Origin of the sequence: uncultured Desulfobulbus sp., assembly GCF_963662935.2 — a bacterium.
GTDB lineage: Bacteria > Desulfobacterota > Desulfobulbia > Desulfobulbales > Desulfobulbaceae > Desulfobulbus.
Genome location: NZ_CAXXTL010000002.1, coordinates 2,004,085 through 2,023,352, shown reverse-complemented (window position 1 = coordinate 2,023,352; position 19,268 = coordinate 2,004,085). Strand labels below are relative to the sequence as shown.

At 57.0% G+C, this 19,268-nt stretch carries 14 protein-coding genes; 12 read left to right on the top strand and 2 right to left on the bottom strand.

Features of this window, described 5'->3' with window-relative positions; translation table 11 throughout:
- The first annotated feature begins 12 nt into the window (after nucleotides 1-12).
- From ACHZCX_RS13310 to ACHZCX_RS13255, 12 genes are all read left to right on the top strand, one after another.
- Nucleotides 13-1,014: a hypothetical protein gene (locus tag ACHZCX_RS13310; protein WP_319587702.1), complete on the top strand. Its 1,002-nt coding sequence runs from the start codon at nucleotides 13-15 to the stop codon at nucleotides 1,012-1,014.
- A 166-nt stretch (nucleotides 1,015-1,180) separates the two neighbouring features.
- On the top strand, nucleotides 1,181-2,872 hold the full coding sequence (locus tag ACHZCX_RS13305; protein ID WP_319587701.1) for a SulP family inorganic anion transporter: 1,692 nt from the start codon (nucleotides 1,181-1,183) through the stop codon (nucleotides 2,870-2,872).
- Between the two features lie 163 nt (nucleotides 2,873-3,035).
- Nucleotides 3,036-3,722 (top strand): potassium channel family protein, encoded by a 687-nt coding sequence (locus ACHZCX_RS13300; protein WP_319587700.1) that lies wholly within the window; start codon nucleotides 3,036-3,038, stop codon nucleotides 3,720-3,722.
- 126 nt (nucleotides 3,723-3,848) lie between these two features.
- On the top strand, nucleotides 3,849-4,424 hold the full coding sequence (locus tag ACHZCX_RS13295) for a hypothetical protein (RefSeq protein WP_319587699.1): 576 nt from the start codon (nucleotides 3,849-3,851) through the stop codon (nucleotides 4,422-4,424).
- Nucleotides 4,421-5,836 (top strand): DASS family sodium-coupled anion symporter, encoded by a 1,416-nt coding sequence (locus ACHZCX_RS13290; protein WP_319587698.1) that lies wholly within the window; start codon nucleotides 4,421-4,423, stop codon nucleotides 5,834-5,836. The genes ACHZCX_RS13295 and ACHZCX_RS13290 overlap by 4 nt, the downstream gene beginning before the upstream one ends.
- Before the next feature lie 98 nt (nucleotides 5,837-5,934).
- Complete coding sequence (locus tag ACHZCX_RS13285) at nucleotides 5,935-6,456, top strand: hypothetical protein (RefSeq protein ID WP_319587697.1); 522 nt, start codon at nucleotides 5,935-5,937, stop codon at nucleotides 6,454-6,456.
- 105 nt (nucleotides 6,457-6,561) lie between these two features.
- Entirely contained in the window at nucleotides 6,562-7,869 is a 1,308-nt protein-coding gene (locus tag ACHZCX_RS13280; protein WP_319587696.1) for an anaerobic C4-dicarboxylate transporter, read from the top strand.
- Nucleotides 7,870-7,898: 29 nt separating this feature from the next.
- On the top strand, nucleotides 7,899-9,776 hold the full coding sequence (gene aspA, locus ACHZCX_RS13275) for an aspartate ammonia-lyase (RefSeq protein ID WP_319587695.1): 1,878 nt from the start codon (nucleotides 7,899-7,901) through the stop codon (nucleotides 9,774-9,776).
- Between the two features lie 115 nt (nucleotides 9,777-9,891).
- On the top strand, nucleotides 9,892-11,490 hold the full coding sequence (locus ACHZCX_RS13270; RefSeq protein ID WP_319587694.1) for a TrkA C-terminal domain-containing protein: 1,599 nt from the start codon (nucleotides 9,892-9,894) through the stop codon (nucleotides 11,488-11,490).
- Nucleotides 11,491-11,659: 169 nt separating this feature from the next.
- Entirely contained in the window at nucleotides 11,660-12,985 is a 1,326-nt protein-coding gene (locus ACHZCX_RS13265) for a DUF2254 domain-containing protein (protein ID WP_394708833.1), read from the top strand.
- A gap of 35 nt (nucleotides 12,986-13,020) precedes the next feature.
- Nucleotides 13,021-15,126 carry a phosphate acetyltransferase gene (pta, locus tag ACHZCX_RS13260; protein ID WP_319587692.1) on the top strand — a complete coding sequence of 702 codons (2,106 nt, stop codon included), beginning with the start codon at nucleotides 13,021-13,023 and terminating at the stop codon, nucleotides 15,124-15,126.
- A gap of 165 nt (nucleotides 15,127-15,291) precedes the next feature.
- Nucleotides 15,292-16,371 carry a transporter gene (locus ACHZCX_RS13255; protein ID WP_319587691.1) on the top strand — a complete coding sequence of 360 codons (1,080 nt, stop codon included), beginning with the start codon at nucleotides 15,292-15,294 and terminating at the stop codon, nucleotides 16,369-16,371.
- A gap of 112 nt (nucleotides 16,372-16,483) precedes the next feature.
- Here ACHZCX_RS13255 and ACHZCX_RS13250 read toward each other — a convergent pair whose 3' ends face one another.
- Nucleotides 16,484-17,965 carry an alpha-amylase family glycosyl hydrolase gene (locus tag ACHZCX_RS13250; RefSeq protein WP_319587690.1) on the bottom strand — a complete coding sequence of 494 codons (1,482 nt, stop codon included), beginning with the start codon at nucleotides 17,963-17,965 and terminating at the stop codon, nucleotides 16,484-16,486.
- Nucleotides 17,966-18,046: 81 nt separating this feature from the next.
- On the bottom strand, nucleotides 18,047-19,258 hold the full coding sequence (locus ACHZCX_RS13245) for a hypothetical protein (protein WP_319587689.1): 1,212 nt from the start codon (nucleotides 19,256-19,258) through the stop codon (nucleotides 18,047-18,049).
- Nucleotides 19,259-19,268: the final 10 nt, after the last annotated feature.

The window sequence follows — 19,268 nt, the reverse complement described above, 5'->3', positions numbered from 1 at the left end:
GATGGAGGAGTTATGAAATGGCAAAACGGCAGGGATCGGCTCGGTGGCTGGCTCGGACATATCTGGCAACACTACCAAGATCGCGGGGAGCAGGAGAGTCACGTCCGGCAAATCACGGATTATGTCGTCCAGATTGCCGATCCGGTTATTCGACAGGCCAAAGGCTATCGCAAGGTGCTCCATGAGCCTATAGCCGGATCCATGGAGTACTGCCAAGCTCTGATCGATGCGATTCCCGGGCCAGTGGTGTTGGACAAAAATCGGTATTATGACGACCCCTTGGTCAAGGCCCTCTTTGCCTCGCCCGATGAACTTGAGGAGGTGCTTCGCCTGAGTCCGGACGTCAATGCCCTGCGCAAACGGGGGCAGACAGGCGAGGTGGTGGCGTTGCTGACCATGACGCAACAGGAGAAAACCATTTTCGGTCATCAGCAGGAAGGGGAAATGCTGGTCCGGGATGTGCGGCAGCAGGCGGTCAGTTTTTTTGATCATCGGATTGTTGCGCCGGCCGCTGATCTCGCCCTGACCAAGGCCGGCATCGTCAATCGGGGGCTTGAAGTGCTGGCCACAGTTGCCATGGAACAGATCACCACCCTGCGGTCACGAAAAGCCGAGTTACAGGGAAAAAAGGAATACCTCAAGGGGATCCAGAAGATCCTCGGCGGCAAAAACCATGTCCGGGAGATGTTTGCCTCCCGCGATCCGGTGAACTGGGAGGAGCTGCGCAAGGCTGAAAAAGCTCTGGCTGAAGTGGAAGAGGAACTTGAGCGACTGCGGGAGCACATTGCCACCCCAGAGCAGTCACTCGGCTACCTGGAAGCTATCATGCGCAAACCAGGTGACATCCTGGAGGTGCACAATCAGTTCTTTCGCCTCAATTGGATGGGTGTTCGCGTCGACGATGGGCCAGGTAGTGATGGCAACGACATCACCCTGGCGGAGTTTTCGCTGCAGGAGGAATTTCGGCGCTCGGCTGTACTGGTGAGCTTTGCTCTCGGGGCAACCAGTTCCTGACCAACCACTTGGCCGGTACCCCTTCAGGCTCTGGCTCAAAGGCACCTGAAACCACAAAAAAGCGGATCAGCGTTGTGCCGCTTCGCCAGCAAACCTCAACATCTCTCCCCCTTGCCATGATCCCTAACGACAACCAGAAAACGTGCGGTCTCAGGAGGCACCCTGTATGAAACAAGATCCGCCTGGCGCCTCGGCCCTTCTCTCTCCCCAAACACTCAAACTCGACGTGATCGCCGGTCTGACTGCGGCTGCAGTCGTGCTGCCCAAGGCCATGGCCTACGCCACCGTCGCCGGCCTGCCCGTGGCCGTCGGTCTTTACACCGCCTTGCTGCCGATGGTGATCTATGCCTTGCTCGGCTCCTCCCGTGTGCTCAGTGTCAGTTCCACCACCACGCTCGCCATTCTTGCAGGGGTGCAACTCAGTGTGGTGGTGCCGGACGGCGACCCAGCACGGTTGATGGTTGCCGGTGCGACCCTGACCGGACTAGTGGGCGTGATCCTGCTGCTGGCCTCCCTGTTGCGGCTTGGGTTTGTCGCCAATTTCATTTCCACCCCGGTCTTGACCGGTTTTAAAGCTGGGATCGGCATCGTGATCGTCCTGGACCAGGTGCCGAAACTGATGGGGGTCCATATCGTCAAGCAAGGATTTTTCCACGATTTGCTCAGCGTCGCCGCTCAGGTGCCTCACTCTTCCCTGCTCACGCTGGCGGTGGCAGGGGCAACGCTGGCGGTGCTGATCGGGATGGAACGTTTGTGGCCGCATTCTCCGGCGCCGCTGGTCGCCGTGGGCGGCGGCATTGCCGCCTCGTGGTTTTTTGGCCTGAAAACGCAGGGTGTGGCGATTGTCGGTCTGATCCCGCAGGGACTCCCCTCCCTGACCCTGCCCGACCTAGTGCTGGTCGAGCAATTGCTGCCAGGCGCGCTCGGTATCGCGCTGATGAGCTTCACCGAATCAATCGCGGCAGGACGTGCCTTTGCCGGTCCTGGAGAGCCGCAGATCAACGCCAACCGTGAGTTACTCGCCACCGGCGCTGCCAATCTGGGAGGAGCGTTCTTCGGTGCCATGCCGGCCGGCGGCGGCACTTCGCAGACCGCAGTAGTGCGTGCCGCCGGTGGGCAGTCGCAGAAAGCCTCCCTGATCACCGCTGGAGCCGCAGCGGCGACCATGCTCCTGCTCGCCCCTCTGCTCGGTCTGCTGCCGCATGCCACCCTAGCGGCGGTGGTGATCGTCTACTCGGTCGGCTTGATCCAACCGGCAGAATTTCGCGCCATCCTCAAGGTGCGGACGATGGAGTTCCGCTGGGCAATCACCGCCTGTCTCGGGGTCTTGCTCTTCGGCACCCTCAAAGGCATCGTGGTGGCGATTGTTCTCTCCCTGATCGGCCTGTCCAGCCAGACTGCTCAACCCCGTGTCTCGATCATCGGCCGGAAGCGCGGGGCTGACGTGCTGCGGCCGTTATCGCCGGAGCACCCGGATGACGAAACCTTCGACGGCCTATTGATCGTGCGGCCGGAAGGGCGCATCTATTTTGTCAATGCGCCCTATGTGGGGGAACAGATCAAAGCATTGATTGAACAATATCAGCCGCAGGTGGTGGCTCTGGATATGAGCAGAGTGCCGGATATCGAATACTCGGCGCTGCAGATGCTCATGGAGGGTGAGACCCGTTTTGCTGAGCGCGGGGTGACCCTGTGGCTGGCGGCGCTGAACCCAGGCGTACTCGAGGTCGTGCGCAAAGCAGGACTGGCTGAGCGCCTCGGCCGCGACCGTCTGCTCTTCAACGCTCGCGCCGCGATCGAACGTTTCCAGGCCCTGCAGGCAGGGGCAAGCAGCGCGACCGAGCGTGCCGCCTCCTAATCAGGATTGTTTAGGCCAGACCTTTTTGTTGATATCGTTGTAGATAGTTGCGATGTATTAGCGACCAACCCTTCGTTGACCCGGTCAACGTGAGGGGAGGCAAGAGCCCCAGGGCCATACACAATCTTATCGAGAACCACCTGCCAAGGAAACCGGTCACCACATGATGCGTCGAATGCTCTCCCTCTGGACAGAAGAAAAAAGCCTCAGTATTTTTTTGGTGCTTCTCGTTATTCAGATCTTCGTTGTCGCCCCCTTGGAAACAAGCGACCGATTTTTCCTGTATATGATGAACGGGGTTGTGGGTTCGCTCTTCCTCCTGACAGGACTTCTGACCGTCACCCAGCATCGCCTGGCCCGATGGCTCGCCTCAGGCTTGGTCGCCGGTACCTTGACTGTCCGTTGGCTCGTGCTGATTACGCCCTCTCCTCTGATTCTGGTCGTCGACAACGTGCTTGCAATCTGTTTTGCCGCATGCTTTACGGCTGTTGTCCTGCAAAAGGTCTATGAAGAGGGCACAGTGTCAGGGCATCGCGTCCGTGGGGCGATTGCAGCCTATTTATTGATCGGGTACTTTTTTGCCACCCTCTATCGTTTGTGCGACTTTTTGATTCCCGGATCGTTCGTGCATGCCGCCAATCCAGCCTTGATTCAGCATGGGCACCAGCTCGCTGACGTCTTCATGTATTTCAGCCTCGTTACCCTGACCACCGTGGGCTTTGGTGATATTTCCGCCGTGCATCCTTTAGCCCGATCGCTGGTCATGCTCGAAGCCGTTATCGGCACCCTGTATCCGGCCATTCTGATCGCCCGACTGGTGTCTCTGCAAATCGAGCACGAAAGAGGATAAAAAAAATTCCACCCCGAATTGCCGGGGTGAGAGAGTACTTTTACTGAAATGCATTCGTACGTATCCACTTCCGGTGAAAAAGAGGAAAGCCTGTTTTCCAGATCCTTATGCGCAGGAGATATGCATATGCGTTGTCGACGATGGCCGTCTTTTAGTCATTACTGGCGTGGATTGGCAATTCTCGTCATGCTATTGGCCACTGCCTGCGATCACCCTCCGCCCTCGCCACCGATTTTCTCGCCCCCCGGGGAGGTCCGTCATTTCACCGGCACTTGGTCTGCAACGGGAAACCGCCAATCGCTGCAATTCGGCCCGGAGCGTCAGGCGGCGATTTTCAAGTTCACCGGTTCGCTGCTGCTGACCGGACCTCAACGGCTAACAACAGGATTCAAGGCTGAGGTGATTGGTTTTACCGACAGCGAGAGCGGCATGCAGGGGCGCAGTGTGTGGACAGACGATCGTGGCGACAAGGTCTTCAGCGTATTGCGAGGAGAAGCGATCAACCCCGGCAAGCTGATCGATGGCAGGTTTATCGGCGGCACAGGTCGCTTTGCCGGAGTGAGCGGCGAATACTCATTTAGGTGGCAGACCTTGATCGAGAACGAGGACGGTGAAGCGAGTGGACGGGTCGTTGACCTGAAAGGGTGGGCTCGCCTGGGCACGCTGAATACACTTCCGCCAGCGACAGGGGGCCCGCAATGAACGCGACTGAGAAAGGATTACGGCAAACTGTGCGAGTGTTGGCCCCCTTTGTCCTGGCTCTTGGCATCTGGTTCGCACCGATCCCCGAGGGACTGACTCGTGAAGCGTGGCACCTGTTTGCGATTTTTGCTGCCGCAATTTTCGCGGTCATTGTCAACGCGTTGCCGCTGCTGACTTCGGCACTGCTGGCCGGCGCGATTGCGGTGCTCACCGAGACGCTCGATCCGGCCAAGGCCTTCGGTGGTTTTGCCAATGCCAGCGTGCTTCTGGTCATCATCGCTTTTCTCGTCGCCCAGGCAGTGGTCAAGTGCGGATTGGGGAAGCGGATCAGTCTGCGTGTGGTGAGTATGTTCGGAAAATCAACCCTGGGCTTGGCATACAGCATCTTCATTACCGACGCCTTGATTGCACCCGGCTTCCCGAGCAACACGGCCCGTGGAGGGGTTTTGTACCCGATCATCCTGGCCCTTGCCCAGAGCAGCGGTTCGGTTCCCGAAGAAGAAAGCAAGCGTCGCCTGGGCGGTTACCTGATGTTCTGCGGCATGGCCAGTCTCAGCGTTTCCTCGGCCCTGTGGCTGACAGCCACCTCGGCCAATCCGATCGGCGTCACGCTGGCGGCACAATTCGGCCTGCATGTCAATTTCGGCTCATGGCTGCTTTATGCCTCCATCCCGACCCTGATCACAATTGGCCTGTTGCCGCTCATGCTCTTTCGAGCATTTCCGCCGGGCGTCAACGAAACGCCTGAGGCCCCGCACGCTGCCCGCGAGGCGCTCCGCACCATGGGCCCTCTGTCGCGCGACGAGTGGATAACCGCGATGGTCTTCGGACTCATGATCCTGGCCTGGATATTGGCAGGAACCCTCAATCTGAGCCTCACCGCAGTGGCCATCGCCGGTCTCGGCACCCTGCTGGCAACCCAGGTTCTGACGCTCGACGACATCTACTTGCAGGGCAGCCCGCTGGCGACTTTTCTCTGGTTGGCGGTGCTTTTTACCCTGAGCGGACAACTCAACGAGATGGGGTTCATGGGCTATGTCGGGGAACGGCTGGCCTCGATGCTCGGTGGCGTTTCCTGGCCGATCGCCTATGTCGTCCTCCTGCTGCTCTACATTGCGATGCATTACATGTTTGTCAGCCAGTCGGCGCAGGTCCTTGCGCTGCTCGGCGTCTTCCTCGATGTCGGTGTCCAGACCGGTGTACCCGTGCACCTGATGGGGTTTGCGTTGCTGTTTGCCAGCAGTTATTTTTCGACATTGACTCCGCAGGGCGGCAGCCAGAACGTCATTTTTGTTGCCAGTAACTACCTGACTCAGGGTGAACTGTATCGCATGGGGCTTTTGACGACCCTTTTCTGCATGCTGGTGTTCCTTTTCATCGGAACGCCGTGGATACTCTGGGTCGGCAGATAAGCCCAACGCATAGAGTCTGTCCGCAACGATCTGACCTAATTTTACAAGAGGCATCTTTTTCAACATCGAATCACAATTGACTCGTAGAGGGAGGCCGTATGGATGTGAAGGCAACAATAGTCGCTACCCTGCTCGCAGTGTTTATCGGGCAGATCCCCCTGTCTGAACCACTGGTTCCGACCAGTCATGCCGGGGAGAAGGGGATCTTTTCCGGTTCCTGGGTGGCAAATGGCTCGAAAGAGATCCTTCCCCTGGGCAAGAACAGGGAAACGGCACTCTTTAAACTGTCCGGCCATGTCAGCCTGAAAGATAACAAAATCGGCAAGGAGAAGGATTTTTGGGCCAATTGCATCGGCCTTGCCGATTTCTCGACCGGCAGCGACATCCGCTGTGTCTGGCGGAATTTGGACGGAGAAGAAATCTATCTGACCCTGCAAGGCACCCGGATGGAGAAAGGAAGCCGCGTCACCGGCAATATTGTCGGGGGCACCGGGTCATTGGACGGCATCACCGGATATCTGCATTTCACCTGGTCCTCGATGTCGTTTGCGCAGGCAGATGACGAATCCGGCATCGGCGGCTTTTCTCAGGATGTCAAGGGCTCGTATCAGGTCCCATGAACCCTGCCCGCATAAGCACAACTATTGTGTCAGGGAACTCGTCGAGGTTTAAAGATTCCATTGATTCTTTGTGCCCAAACATGCTGTTGAGCAAGGAGAAAAGGTATGTGGATTATTGAGTTGCTGGTGGTTCTGTTTTTTATCTGGCTGGGGGCGAGATTGGGCAGCATTGGGATCGGATTTGCCGGCGGCTTCGGCGTCCTGGTGCTTGCTCTAGTTTTCGGTATAAAACCGGGGGCTATTCCGACTGACGTCATCCTGATTATCATGGGGGTTATCGCCGCCATCGCCGCCATGCAGGAGGCGGGAGGCCTGGACTATCTTGTCCAGCTTGCCGAGAAAGTCTTGAAAAGTAATCCTAAATACATCACCTTCCTGGCACCGATGGTCACTTATGCCATGACGATGCTTGCCGGTACCGGCCATACCGCCTTCATGACGCTGCCGGTCATTGCCGAGGTTGCCAAACGAGCGGGAATACGGCCCTCGCGGCCACTGTCCATCGCCACGGTCGCCTCGCAGATTGCCATTACCGCCTCCCCCATTTCCGCAGCAGTCGTCTTTTTTGCCTCCGAGCTGGAAAAAAAGGGGGTCGATTACATCCAGCTCCTGCTCATTGCCATTCCCAGCAGTTTTCTTGCCGTCATGCTGGCCGCAGTCTTCACCAATTTCATGGGCAAGGAACTGAAAGATGATCCTGTCTATCAGGAACGGCTGGCCAAGGGGCTGATCAAGCAATCCGACGAAACAACGGAAAAAAAAGCGCTACCCGCCGGAGCAAAACGCTCCGTGCTCATTTTCTGCATCGCCATTGTCTGCGTCGTCTTCTATGCAACCGCCATCAGCCCAACCCTGGGGTTGATCAAACAGCCCGTTCTGGCGCGGGATCACGCCATCATCAGCTTCATGTTGGCCGCTGCATCTCTGATCACCTTACTGTGTAAAATAAATGCCAAAAATATCCTCAATGCCGGCACCTTCAAATCGGGCATGAGCGCCTGTATTTGCGTCCTGGGTGTGGCCTGGCTCGGCACAACCTTTGTCACCGCCCACATCGAGGAGATCAATGTGTTTGCCGGCAGTCTCCTGGCCGCCAAGCCGTGGATGCTGGCTATCATCCTGTTTTTTGCCGCCATGCTGCTCTATTCCCAAGCAGCGACCACCAAGGCTCTGATGCCCGTGGCCCTGGCCCTCGGGGTAAGTGCGGGTGCGGCGATTGCCGCCTTTCCCGCTGTCAGTGCTCTTTTCGTCCTTCCCACCTATCCCTCGCTGCTGGCGGCGGTTGAATTCGACGATACCGGTTCAACCCGGATCGGCAAATATGTCTTCGATCACTCATTCCTGCTCCCTGGAACGCTGACCATCTTCTTCGCGGTCGTTCTTGGTTATGTCTTTGCCGGCGTTGTCCTCTAATGCCTCAACCTTCTCATAGGAGAACCGTTATGCAGATTGAACGAAAGAAAATTGAACAGGCCGCCCAAGTCTCCGGTATCAGCGTCGAAGATCTCAGCGCTTTCTTAGCCGAAGGAACCGAACACAAATACGCAGCCAACGAGTGGCTTTTCCAGGAGTCCACGCCACGACAATGGGCCGGCATGCTCCTTGAGGGAGAAATCGAAATCGTACGCGGTTTGCACGGATCCTCGCGTCACCTTGCCACCATGATGGAGGGTTCCCTGATCAGCGAAGGGTTGTTCCTCGATGACGATGCCCATGCAAACGGCGCTTTCACCCGCAACGGGGCGACCGTCTGGCAGATTTCCCGGGACAAGCTGAGTTTGTATCGCACCAAAAATCCCGAGATCTATTATCGGATCGTTTCCAGGGTCGCGGTGAACATCAACCGGAGGATGCGGCTGCTCTCGGATCAGTTGTACCAGAACAAAGAAGAATCCGGGCAGATAAGCGGCTTTCGCCTGGAGCATGATTCACTGGGGCAGCGGGAAATTTCCAATCAGGCCTATTATGGCGTCCAAACACTCCGTGCCATGGAAAACTTTGCGATATCAGGAGTTTTTGTCCGCAATTTTGAACACCTGATAGAAGGGTTGGCCATGGTGAAAAAGGCCGCGGCCATGGCCAATCATGAATTAGGACGACTGGATGACGCCAAGATGTGGGCCATCTGCGATTCTTGCGACGAACTGCTTAAAGGCAGGCTGCATGAACATTTCACCGTCGACATGTTCCAGGGGGGAGCGGGAACCTCCACCAACATGAACGCCAACGAGGTTATTGCCAACCGCGGCCTCGAACTGATGGGCCATAACAAAGGGGAGTATACCTATTTGCACCCCAACGATCATGTCAACTGTTCCCAGTCGACCAACGATGCCTACCCCACCGCGATCAAGCTGGCGGTGTTGCTCGCCAACCGTAACCTCACCCGAGCCATGCGGGAACTGCAACAGGCACTGGAAAAGAAAGCCGAAGAGTTCAGCGATGTGCTGAAAATGGGCCGCACCGAAAACCAGGATGCTGTCCCCATGACCCTGGGCCAGGAGTTCAGCGCCTATGCCGTCATGATCAGCAGCGCCATCCGGGCGGTAGAGCGGGGCGCGGACGAACTGATGGATATCAACATGGGGGCCACAGCGATTGGCACCGGCATCAACAGCCCTCCCGGGTATGCTGATCTGGTCACCAAAAAATTGGTGGAGGTCAGCGGGTTTGAGCTGCGCCGGGCGCGCAATCTGGTGGAAGCGACCCAGAACGCCGGCGCCTTTGTGCAGATGTCCGCTTCGCTGAAACGGGCTGCCGTGCAGATCTCCAAAATATGCAATGACCTTCGCTGGTTGTCTTCCGGTCCCCGGTGCGGTCTGGGCGAAATCAACCTACCGCCCATGCAACCCGGCTCCTCCATCATGCCCGGTAAAGTCAACCCGGTCATCCCTGAAGTGGTCAACCAGATCTGCTATCAGGTTATGGGGTATGATGCGGTGGTTTCGATGGCCGCCGAGGCCAGCGAACTGGAGTTGTGTATGGCGGAACCGATCATCGCCTATGACCTGCTGCATGGAATGATGATCCTGAAAAACGCCTGCGTCACCCTTGTTTCCCGCTGCATCACCGGCTTGGAAGCAAATCGCGCCATCTGCCGCAAATATGTGGAAAACAGCATCGGCTTGGTGACCGCCATGGTCCCGGTCATCGGGTACGAGCAGTCCGCCGCTATTGCAAAGGAAGCCCTGAAAACAGGCGGCAGCGTCTATACTCTTCTGCTTGAAAAAGGTCTTCTTTCCCAAGAACAATTGGATGACATGCTGCGGCCGGAAAACATGACCGATCCTCGAGAAATACCAAACAGTCAAGCTGACTAGAAAACTGGTTCATCCGACGACGAACATCAAACCACCGAAGATAAAGGAACATTTTAACGCTTGTCTTTCAATTGGTGATGGGACAAGAAAGGAATACTCGACAAGGAGCAACCCCATGGAAAACATAGGCATTTTTCTCAATTCCCAGCCGTTTATTGCGCTTTTTCTGGTCATCGGCCTGGGCTACGCCGTTGGCCAGATTAAAATTGGCGGGTTATCGCTGGGCATCGGCGCCGTCCTCTTCGTCGGTCTCGGTGTTGGAGCGATCGCTCCGAAGGCAGCACCGCCGGGCCTGGTGGGAACAATTGGCTTGGTGCTCTTTCTCTATGGCATTGGTATTCAATACGGCAAGGATTTCTTCAAAGGGTTGATGAGCCCGCTGGGAATCAAAGCCAACCTCCTTGCGACCTTTGCCGTGCTTATGGGCTGCGCGGCGGCTATGGCCATGGCGCGACTTTTTAACTTCGGGTCCGACTTTGTCGCTGGCATGTTCGCCGGATCACTGACCAGCACCGCCACGCTCCAGGCGGCGATGGAAGCCTCCGGCAGCAAGAATCCGGCTGTCGGCTATGCCATCGCCTATCCGTTCGGTGTCTTTGGCCCTATTCTCTGTTTTTATCTGGCAAAATTGGTGTTCCGGCCGAAGATCGAAGTGCCACCCCCCAGCCGTCTCGTGACTGCCGAAGCCCGGGTCGGTGATCGAGGACTGACCGGTAAAACGGTCGCCGAACTCCTTGCCCTGGCACCCGAAGGCGTCGACCTCCTCATGGTGCGGCGAAACGGGATGAATATGCTTCCGGAACCGACCATGGTATTGCAGGCTGACGATTTTCTTTCGGTTGTCGGTTTCCCCGAAGTCTTGGCAGAACTTAAGGCAGGAGAAGTCGGAGAGGCGCGAGATGACCGTCGTCATTTGGATTACATGCGTGTTTTCGTCTCCAAACCTGGCTTTATCGGCATGCGGCTCACTGATCTACCTTTTCCCAAGGACGTATCAATCAAGGTTATTCAGGTGCGACGCGGTGATGTCGATCTGCTCCCCAAACCTGAGATGCAGATTGAATACGGTGATCAACTGGGGGTGGTTGTCGAATCGGCGCAGCGCGGCATTGTGAGTCGATTTTTTGGAGACTCGATCAAGGCGGAAACGGAATTCAGTTTTGTTTCTCTTGCGCTCGGGCTGGTCGCTGGCGGGCTGATCGGGCTGATCCCTATCCCTGTCCCGGTCATTGGCAGTGTCAAGCTGGGCGCTGCCGGAGGACCACTGGTCATGTCCCTAATTCTTGGCTATATCGGCCGCCTCGGTCCATTAAACTGGCGGATGCCGGTGGTTGCCAATATCATTTTACGCAATCTTGGTCTGACCCTGTTTCTTGCCGGCGTCGGTTTGTCCTCCGGTGCCCCCTTTGTCCAGAACATCGGCGGTTCCGGTCTCTACATGCTGCTTGCCGGCATGGTCGTCCTCCTGACTGTTGTCCTGACCGTGTTGCTGATCGGGTATTATGTGTTGGGGATGAATTTTGACGATGTGCTCGGCATCGCCAGCGGCGCAACCGGCAACCCGGCTATTCTCGCCTATGCCAGTCAATTGGCGCCGACCGGCAAAGCCGATATCGGCTATGCGATGATCTTTCCCGGAGTGGGGACCATATTAAAAATAATCGTGGTGCAGGTGATGTTGGCCATGTCCAGCGGTTCCGTCCCCCTGCCTTGACACAATGAGATGCACCGTTTTCGGACAGAACAGTACCGAAAAGGATCAAATAACATATCAAAGGAGCCTCTTGCAAAAGAGGCTCAAAGTTTAAATGGTTTCCCTCATGCTGAAGGGAAAAGACAAAATTTTCAATGCGGCGACTGCAGGTATTAACGGAGGAAAGCAGATGCAATGGAACCGATGGTACTGTTTGAAGAGTTATATCAGAGCTTCGTTGTGGTTCGTGCCTTTTGTCTCCATGTTATTGTACTGGGTAGCCAGCCGTATCACCCACGGCATCGGCGGCTGGATGCTACGGACCGGACGGATCGACGAAACAACAGCATTTTTGGCATTATCCATGTCAGGTGCACGAACGACTCTTGAGACGATAGTCACAATAAACCTTTCGTTTCTCGTCTTCACATTCGGTTCTCTGCTTGTCGCGATTCAGGTCGCTGGCGGCCAGTATACGCCGCGGATTATTGCAACTACGCTGCTCCGTGACAACGCCATCCGGTTTACCGTCGGCTATTTTGTCTTCACCATGCTGTTTGCCCTGAGGGCGTTGACCAAAATGGGCAGCGAAACCGTCCACCAATTCAACACCTTCATTGCAGCTGCATTTGGGTTGATCTCGATTGTGGTATTTCTGTATCTAATCGACTATGCCGCTCGTTTTCTACGTCCCGTCAGCATCGTGCATCGGGTGGGGATGTTCGGGCTCGCGGTCATCCAGACCATCTATCCCGAGTCAACCAAAGGGCCGCAAGCGATCAACCCGTCCTGCCCAACTGCGCCCCCACACCGAAGCATCGCCCACAAGGGCACTTCGGGAATCGTGCTTGCTGTGAATCTTGATGGACTGGTCACGCAAGCACAGCGCGCCGGCGGAGTTATCGAATTCGTACCCCAAGTCGGCGACTTCGTCTCGGTGGACGAGCCTCTTTTTCATTTGCATGGCGGCGCCAACACCATCGACGACCATCATCTGCAGGCAGCAGTCGCCTTTGGCACCGAGCGTACGCTCGAGCACGATCCGGCCTTTGCTTTCCGCATTCTGGTCGATATCGCGATCAAAGCATTGTCACCGGCCATTAATGATCCGACGACAGCAGTGCTCGCCATCGACCAGCTGCATCGGCTGCTTCGGCGGGTTGGGTTGCGGCATGTCAGCCGCGAAGAGCTCCGCGATCCGGCCGGCGAGCTGCGGCTCATTTTCCGGACCCCTAACTGGGAAGACTTTGTGCACCTTTCCTGTACCGAAATAAGGCATTACGGTGCGGGCAGCATCCAGGTCATGCGACGAATGCGCTCGATGTTGGAAAATCTCATGTACACATTGCCACCGCATCGCCACGCAGAATTGCAACGGCAATTGGAGTTCCTGGATCGCACGATAGATGGGCAGTATGCCTTTGCCGAGGACCGGATGCTTGCCCGGATAGCTGATTCGCAAGGATTGGGGGGATCGGTAGGCATGCAAGCGGTGACCGATGCGCCAGCAGTGTAACAGAGAATTGAACGCTTACTTGAAAGGAGAACGCCATGGCAAACAACCTGTATATCACTGCAATGGAAGCGGAAAGCGGCAAGCTCACTTTGGTGCTCGGGGTGATGGAAACACTCATCCGCCACATCCGCACTGTCGGATTTTTCCGGCCGGTGATCATCGCGAGTGATCCGCCCGACAACGATATTCAGCTCATCCTGAGCCGCTATAATCCTGCGCTCTCCTATGCCGACACCTATGGCTGCACGCTCGACCAAGCGCGGGAAATGATCGCCAAGGGGCAGTACACGGAACTGCTCGACACCATTGTCAGCAAATATAAACGACTGGAAAGTCAATGCCGGTTTGTGCTGTGCGAGGGATCCGATTATTCCGGGGTGGCGAGTTCCCTGGAGTTTGACTTCAATGCCGATGTGGCCAGCAATCTCGGTGCTCCGGTGATGATTGTCATCAACGGGCAAGGGAAATCTCCAGCTAAGCTTCCAGATGTAGTGCGTGTTGCCCGCGGTGCCTTTGAAGAACATAATTGCACAGTGTTAGCCACCTGTGTCAATCGGATCGAGCCCGTACAGCTGGAAAGCGTTGCAGCCGCATTTGCAGCTGGCCAAACCGGCGACAAACAGGTTTTTCTTTTGCCGGCCGACCCGAATCTGGAAAAGCCGACGGTTGGCGACATTCTCAGGGCCCTTGATGCGCACCTGTTGAGCGGCGACGGAGAAGGCCTGGACCGGGTGGCGCTCGACTACAAGGTGGCGGCGATGCAGCTGCCACTCTTCCTCGAATATATCAGGGAGGGCACGCTGGTGATCACACCCGGGGATCGCGTCGACATCCAGATCGGCTGCCTGGCAACCCCCTACTTTCCCAACTGTCCCTCGGTTGCAGGTCTTGTGCTCACCGGCGGTGTCGAGCCGCCGCCGCAGATTCTGGGGCTGCTTGCACGGCTGCCCAAGCCGTCCCTGCCCGTCATGAGCGTGGCTGAAGATACCTTTGCCACGGCCGTGAAGATCCAGAATGTGCGTCCCGTGATCACCCCGGGCAATGACCGTAAAATCGCTCTGGCGTTAGGGCTTTTCGAATCCCACATCAACGTCAAGGCCCTTGAAGAGCAGATTGTGCAGATCAAATCCGAAAAGGTGACGCCAATCATGTTCCAGTATCAGCTGATCGAGCGGGCCAAGGCCACGCCGCGGCATATCGTTCTGGCTGAAGGCACGGAGGAGCGCATCCTGAGGGCCTCGGAAATTCTGCTGCGGCGTAAGGTCTGCGACCTCACCCTGCTGGGAGATGCCGCCGAAATCGAAAGGAAGATTGCCATCTTGGGTCTGGATCTCACCGGTGCCCGATTTGTTGATCCGATCCATTCCCAGTGGCTCGACGAATTCAGCGAAACCTATTGGCAATTGCGCAAAGAAAAAGGCGTCAATGCGGAAATGGCCCGCGACACCATGCTTGACCCCAGCTATTTCGCCACCATGATGGTGTTCAAGGGGTATGCCGACGGGATGGTCTCCGGAGCGGTGCATTCCACCGCCAACACCATCCGGCCGAGTCTTCAGATCATCAAAACCAAGCCAGGATGCGCGACTGTTTCCAGCGTTTTTCTGATGTGCCTGGCGGACCGGGTGCTGGTGTACGGAGATTGTGCCGTTAACCCCGATCCGGACGCCTCGCAACTGGCCGACATCGCCATCAGTTCAGCCGAAACAGCGCGCAATTTCGGAATTGAACCCTTGGTGGCCATGTGTTCCTATTCCAGCGGCACCTCGGGTACGGGTGAAGACGTGGACAAGGTTCGGCAGGCCACCGAGATGGTAAGAAAAGCCCGACCCGATTTGAAAATAGAGGGTCCGATTCAATACGATGCGGCGGTCGATGCCGAGGTGGCCAAAACCAAGATGCCCGACAGCGAAGTTGCCGGCAGAGCCACAGTATTTATCTTCCCTGACCTTAACACCGGCAACAACCTCTACAAAGCCGTGCAACGCTCGGCCGGGGCGGTGGCCATTGGTCCGGTTCTCCAGGGGCTGAGGAAGCCGGTCAATGATCTCAGTCGCGGTTGCACCCTGACCGACATTGTCAACACGGTTGCGGTCACCGCGATCATGGCACAAGCCGACTTGGAGGGGGCAACAACTTGAACGCCCTCAACCCTCAATCTCCTCAATTCACACCCTCGTGCGCTCAATGTACCCGTGCGACTCAAGCTCCCCTTTTTCGAAAGGCTCTTCAAGAAGTCTCACCGTGCACAGGCACTTGAGATAAAGCTACCCTGCCAACTTCTTGAGGCTACGAGCGCAACTTATATGAAAAACAACGCGTGGCGGGATATTTTGGCATTCATTCTTTCGGACCGATATCACGTACGACCCATGGAAGAAAGGGATCAGGGAACGATTCCGCTGCCTGTTCATCGGCAAGGCGCCTTGCTGTGTTCAAACTGGGCAAACCAAAACCGTTGTATTCGGGTGACCATTGCCCGTCTCAGCGCATGGTCAGCAGTGATGGCGATCATGCTCGCTTCCGCACAAGCAGCAGCGGGCGAAATTGAACCAAGGGCCTATGTCAACACGCCGGTTGGAATCAATTTTTTGCTTGCTGGCTATGTCTATTCGGATGGTGGTTTGTCAACGGCTGCTTCATCTCCCGTCAAGGATGCACAACTCACGATGCATTCTGGCGTTCTGGCGTATGCGCGGACCTTAGACGTGTGGGGCAAAGCGGGGAAGTTTGATGTCATCCTACCGTATTCCGACCTGTCAGGAACCGCGATGGTTGCAAATCAACCGCGTGAACGCAAGGTTTCCGGGTTCAATGACCCGCGCTTCCGCTACTCAGTCAATTTCTACGGAGCCCCGGCTCTGTCTCTGCAGGAATTCGCCAACTACCAGCAGGATCTCATCATCGGAGCAAGCGTTCAGGTGTCCGCACCCCTCGGCCAGTATGATAATGACAAACTGGTGAATCTTGGCAATCATCGATGGTCTGTCAAACCCGACCTTGGCATCTCCAAAGCGTGGGGGCCAGTTGCCCTCGAACTTTCCACTGGAGTGACTTTTTTTTCTACCAATGAGGAGTACTTCGGCGGCAAGACGCTTGAGCAGGATCCCCTCGTCACCTCCCAACTCCACCTAACCTACAACTTTAGCCATGGCATTTGGGCGGCCCTGAGCGGGACGTATGATTACGGTGGGCGGACGACTCTTGACGAGGTGCGGAGCGATGATGGGGCAAGCAATTCGCGGGCGGGCGCTACCCTTGCTTTACCCGTGAACCGGAACAACTCGATCAAACTGTACGCCAGCACCGGCGTAGCCACCAAGACAGGGAGCGATTTCGACCTGGCTGGCATTCTCTGGCAATACCGCTGGGGCCAGGGCCTGTAACGGCCGAGGAAGCCCGAAAGTTCCTTCCGCAACCGGAAAATAGACGCAACAACCCTTCACCTGCTCGCCAGCGCTGAGCACCCTTCGCCTTCTCTCTCGTGCCGATGTCGACTTAAGTTCCGATCGTGTGTATTTCAAAAACATGATAGGCCCAGGCCGGCATGTCCAGATACAGACCTCGTGCGGCCAGCTCATCCCCGTTCCGATCAAAAAGAGCCGTTCCCATCTGGTCGCGTAGTTGCCACAACTGCCCTGCCCGTGCCTCCCACGGCATCGTCAGGTAACACTGGCTCTGATGGTCCGAATAGTTGACCGCTATTAGGCACTTCTCGCCCACCTTACCCGTCCAGGAAGAGGCGATGAAGCAGTCGGAGGTCCAGTTGCCGTCCCAGGCAGGCCTGCATTCGAGCAATTGCCAGCAACCTTCGCGCACGACCGCTTGACGCAGGACGGCCAGCAGCCGGTTGTAGAACTGTGCCATCCGCTGGTTGACCGGTTCCTCCGGACCTCGCACCAGGTGGGGCGAGATGCGTTTCGTGCGCCCCTCGAATTGCCCCTGATGGAAGAAGCGTAGGCCGGGTGAGAGAAAGGTGATGACCGCTGCCGCCTCATGGACTTCGGGCGGAAAGGTTGCAGCCGCCCTCGGTTCGTCGTGGTTTTCCAGAAAGCGGGCCGACTTGTGCTGAAAATCAAGATCAGCGTGAAAATGCTCGCGGACCGGACGGACATGCCCCTCGCGAAGGCGGTCGTACAACCGTTTGTCGTAGGTGTAATCAAATCCCTGCTGCTGCAGCGCCCATTCCAGATCCCAGTAGACCTCGGCCATGAAGCAGAAGCCTGGAACCCGCTCACGGACCTGTTGCGTGGCCGTCGGCCAGAAGGGCGGGGCCGCGATGCCCCAGGTCCGGGCAAAGACCTCCGGCAGGATCAGCATAGCCATATCGCAGCGCACACCGTCGCATTGCCCGGCGATACGTTCCAGCTCGCCGATCATCGCCTGCTGCAGATCCGGATTGCCGTAGTTGAGCTGCAGGGTGTCGGGCCAGCCGTCAAAGTAGGGGTCCCGGCCGTAAGCCAGCACCAGCGGTCCGTTGCTGGTCTGCACCCGGCAGTAGTTGTGCGGCGCGTGGGCCAGATCCTCCTCACTGCCCCGGACAAAATACTCGGGGTGTTCGTCGACCCAGGGGTGATCCGGAGCCATGTGGTTGGGGACGAAGTCGAGCATCAGCTTGAGGCCGCGTTGCTGCAGCCGCTGCCGCAAACGGGCCAGCGCCGCGTCGCCGCCCAGATCGCGATGCACAGTGTAGCCTTGGATGGCAAACCCGGAGCCGCCGATGTCTTCGTCCTTGAGATCCGGCAAGGTTTCGGCAAACTCGCGGCCCCACTGGTGATTGGACCGAGAGATCGCCTGCGCGAGCGGGCCGGTCTGCCAGACGCTCAGCAGCCAGATCCAATCAAACCCCTGTGCGGCAAGGCGATCCAGTTCGGCGTCCGCAATATCGTCCAGGGTCGCGCGCCTACCGAGCGCATGAGAGAGTTCCGTCAGCCAGACGCGGGTGTTGATCTGGTAAAGCGATGGAGAATGAGCGGCCATGTTCCCTCCTTGCTTTTGGGTCATTATTCCTCTGAATTATTATATCGGGGGACAGGGTCCTTGCCCCCTAACCAAAAAAATTTAAAAGAGGATGCCGAACAACTTTTTCAGCAGTTCTTCCAATGGCATCATGGTCAGCATGAGCGGCAGAAACGGAACAAGGGTCGCAGCGGCGAGTTGGAGAATTGTATCCCTGGTCACCGGCACGATGCGCATACTGCGGACGACCTCGTAACTGTTGCCCAGGTCGGCCAGGGATTGGATATCACCACTGCCCACCAGCGGCTCATCGTCAGGGGCACCGCCGCGCAGCCATTTGGCGTCGAATTCGCGCACATATCGCTCGGCCAGGGCACCGTACTCTCGCATTCCTGTCCTTTTCGCCTGGGCCAGCTGCGGCGCGAACACCAGCAGCGGGCCTAGCACAATGGCCAGGAGCAGTGTGACGAGAAGCAGGATCTCCATCTTGAAATCCGGCAGGGCAGCCCCAAGATGGAAAATGCGGTTGGCGAGATTTCCGGCGAGCAAGGCGCCGTGGGCCATCAGCACCGGCATGAAGGCGTAAGCCGTGTTGGCCAGAAATCCAATGCCGCCGAAACGGTCCGGATGGGTGGGGACCAGACTCAACTCGATGCGCGACACCTGCCAGAGAAAACGCATCCAGATGAACAGTCGAAAATACCAGCGCCCCAGCAAGAACTGGAAGATCGGGATGCTGGCGTAGACATACCAGATGCCAGCAAACGAAAATTTCATCCCCTCGCCGGACGGTTGCGCGTACCAGGTGGCTGTGTCGACAACCATTATGTAATGCCGCCAGATGAACAGAATGCCTACCCCATACACAAAAACAATCAGCAGCACTTCGGCGAGCACCGAGTTGCGCAGCCGCGTTGCCGAAACAATGGCGGTATCAAACTGCTCCATAGCCTCGACGGGAATAACGTTTCGTTCGAGGAATTGGTGCACCAGGGGACGCATGCGCCGGTGCACCACCATCTCGGCAGCGATGAAGAGGGGCACCACCACCAATAAACGGACATGCACCTCTACATCCCAGAGAAAGGGCATGGCCACCTTCCCTCCCATCATCGTGCTTTCCAAAGCAGAGAGCGCCAAAAGGGGCAGCCAGCAAAAGAGCGAAATGAAGAGGATGCGTTGGCGCAGCAGTAACAGGGCATCATCGGTCAGGTGGGTCCGCCGCAGGAGTTGGAAGAGCGGTCCGCCCAAAACGAGCGAAAAGTCCGGATGATCCCGGTGCAAAATATCACTGGGCCTTGTGGTGTTTTTCATGAGCAGCTCC

Bases quoted from the DNA above. Each gene is read 5' to 3' on its own strand.
- ACHZCX_RS13290 (WP_319587698.1), top strand. From the start codon at position 4,421: ATGAACGCGACTGAGAAAGGATTACGGCAAACTGTGCGAGTGTTGGCC.
- ACHZCX_RS13305 (WP_319587701.1), top strand. From the start codon at position 1,181: ATGAAACAAGATCCGCCTGGCGCCTCGGCCCTTCTCTCTCCCCAAACA.
- pta (WP_319587692.1), top strand. From the start codon at position 13,021: ATGGCAAACAACCTGTATATCACTGCAATGGAAGCGGAAAGCGGCAAG.
- ACHZCX_RS13285 (WP_319587697.1), top strand. From the start codon at position 5,935: ATGGATGTGAAGGCAACAATAGTCGCTACCCTGCTCGCAGTGTTTATC.
- ACHZCX_RS13270 (WP_319587694.1), top strand. From the start codon at position 9,892: ATGGAAAACATAGGCATTTTTCTCAATTCCCAGCCGTTTATTGCGCTT.
- ACHZCX_RS13295 (WP_319587699.1), top strand. From the start codon at position 3,849: ATGCGTTGTCGACGATGGCCGTCTTTTAGTCATTACTGGCGTGGATTG.
- ACHZCX_RS13265 (WP_394708833.1), top strand. From the start codon at position 11,660: ATGCAATGGAACCGATGGTACTGTTTGAAGAGTTATATCAGAGCTTCG.
- aspA (WP_319587695.1), top strand. From the start codon at position 7,899: ATGCAGATTGAACGAAAGAAAATTGAACAGGCCGCCCAAGTCTCCGGT.
- ACHZCX_RS13245 (WP_319587689.1), bottom strand. From the start codon at position 19,258: ATGAAAAACACCACAAGGCCCAGTGATATTTTGCACCGGGATCATCCG.
- ACHZCX_RS13310 (WP_319587702.1), top strand. From the start codon at position 13: ATGAAATGGCAAAACGGCAGGGATCGGCTCGGTGGCTGGCTCGGACAT.
- ACHZCX_RS13255 (WP_319587691.1), top strand. From the start codon at position 15,292: ATGAAAAACAACGCGTGGCGGGATATTTTGGCATTCATTCTTTCGGAC.
- ACHZCX_RS13250 (WP_319587690.1), bottom strand. From the start codon at position 17,965: ATGGCCGCTCATTCTCCATCGCTTTACCAGATCAACACCCGCGTCTGG.
- ACHZCX_RS13300 (WP_319587700.1), top strand. From the start codon at position 3,036: ATGATGCGTCGAATGCTCTCCCTCTGGACAGAAGAAAAAAGCCTCAGT.
- ACHZCX_RS13280 (WP_319587696.1), top strand. From the start codon at position 6,562: ATGTGGATTATTGAGTTGCTGGTGGTTCTGTTTTTTATCTGGCTGGGG.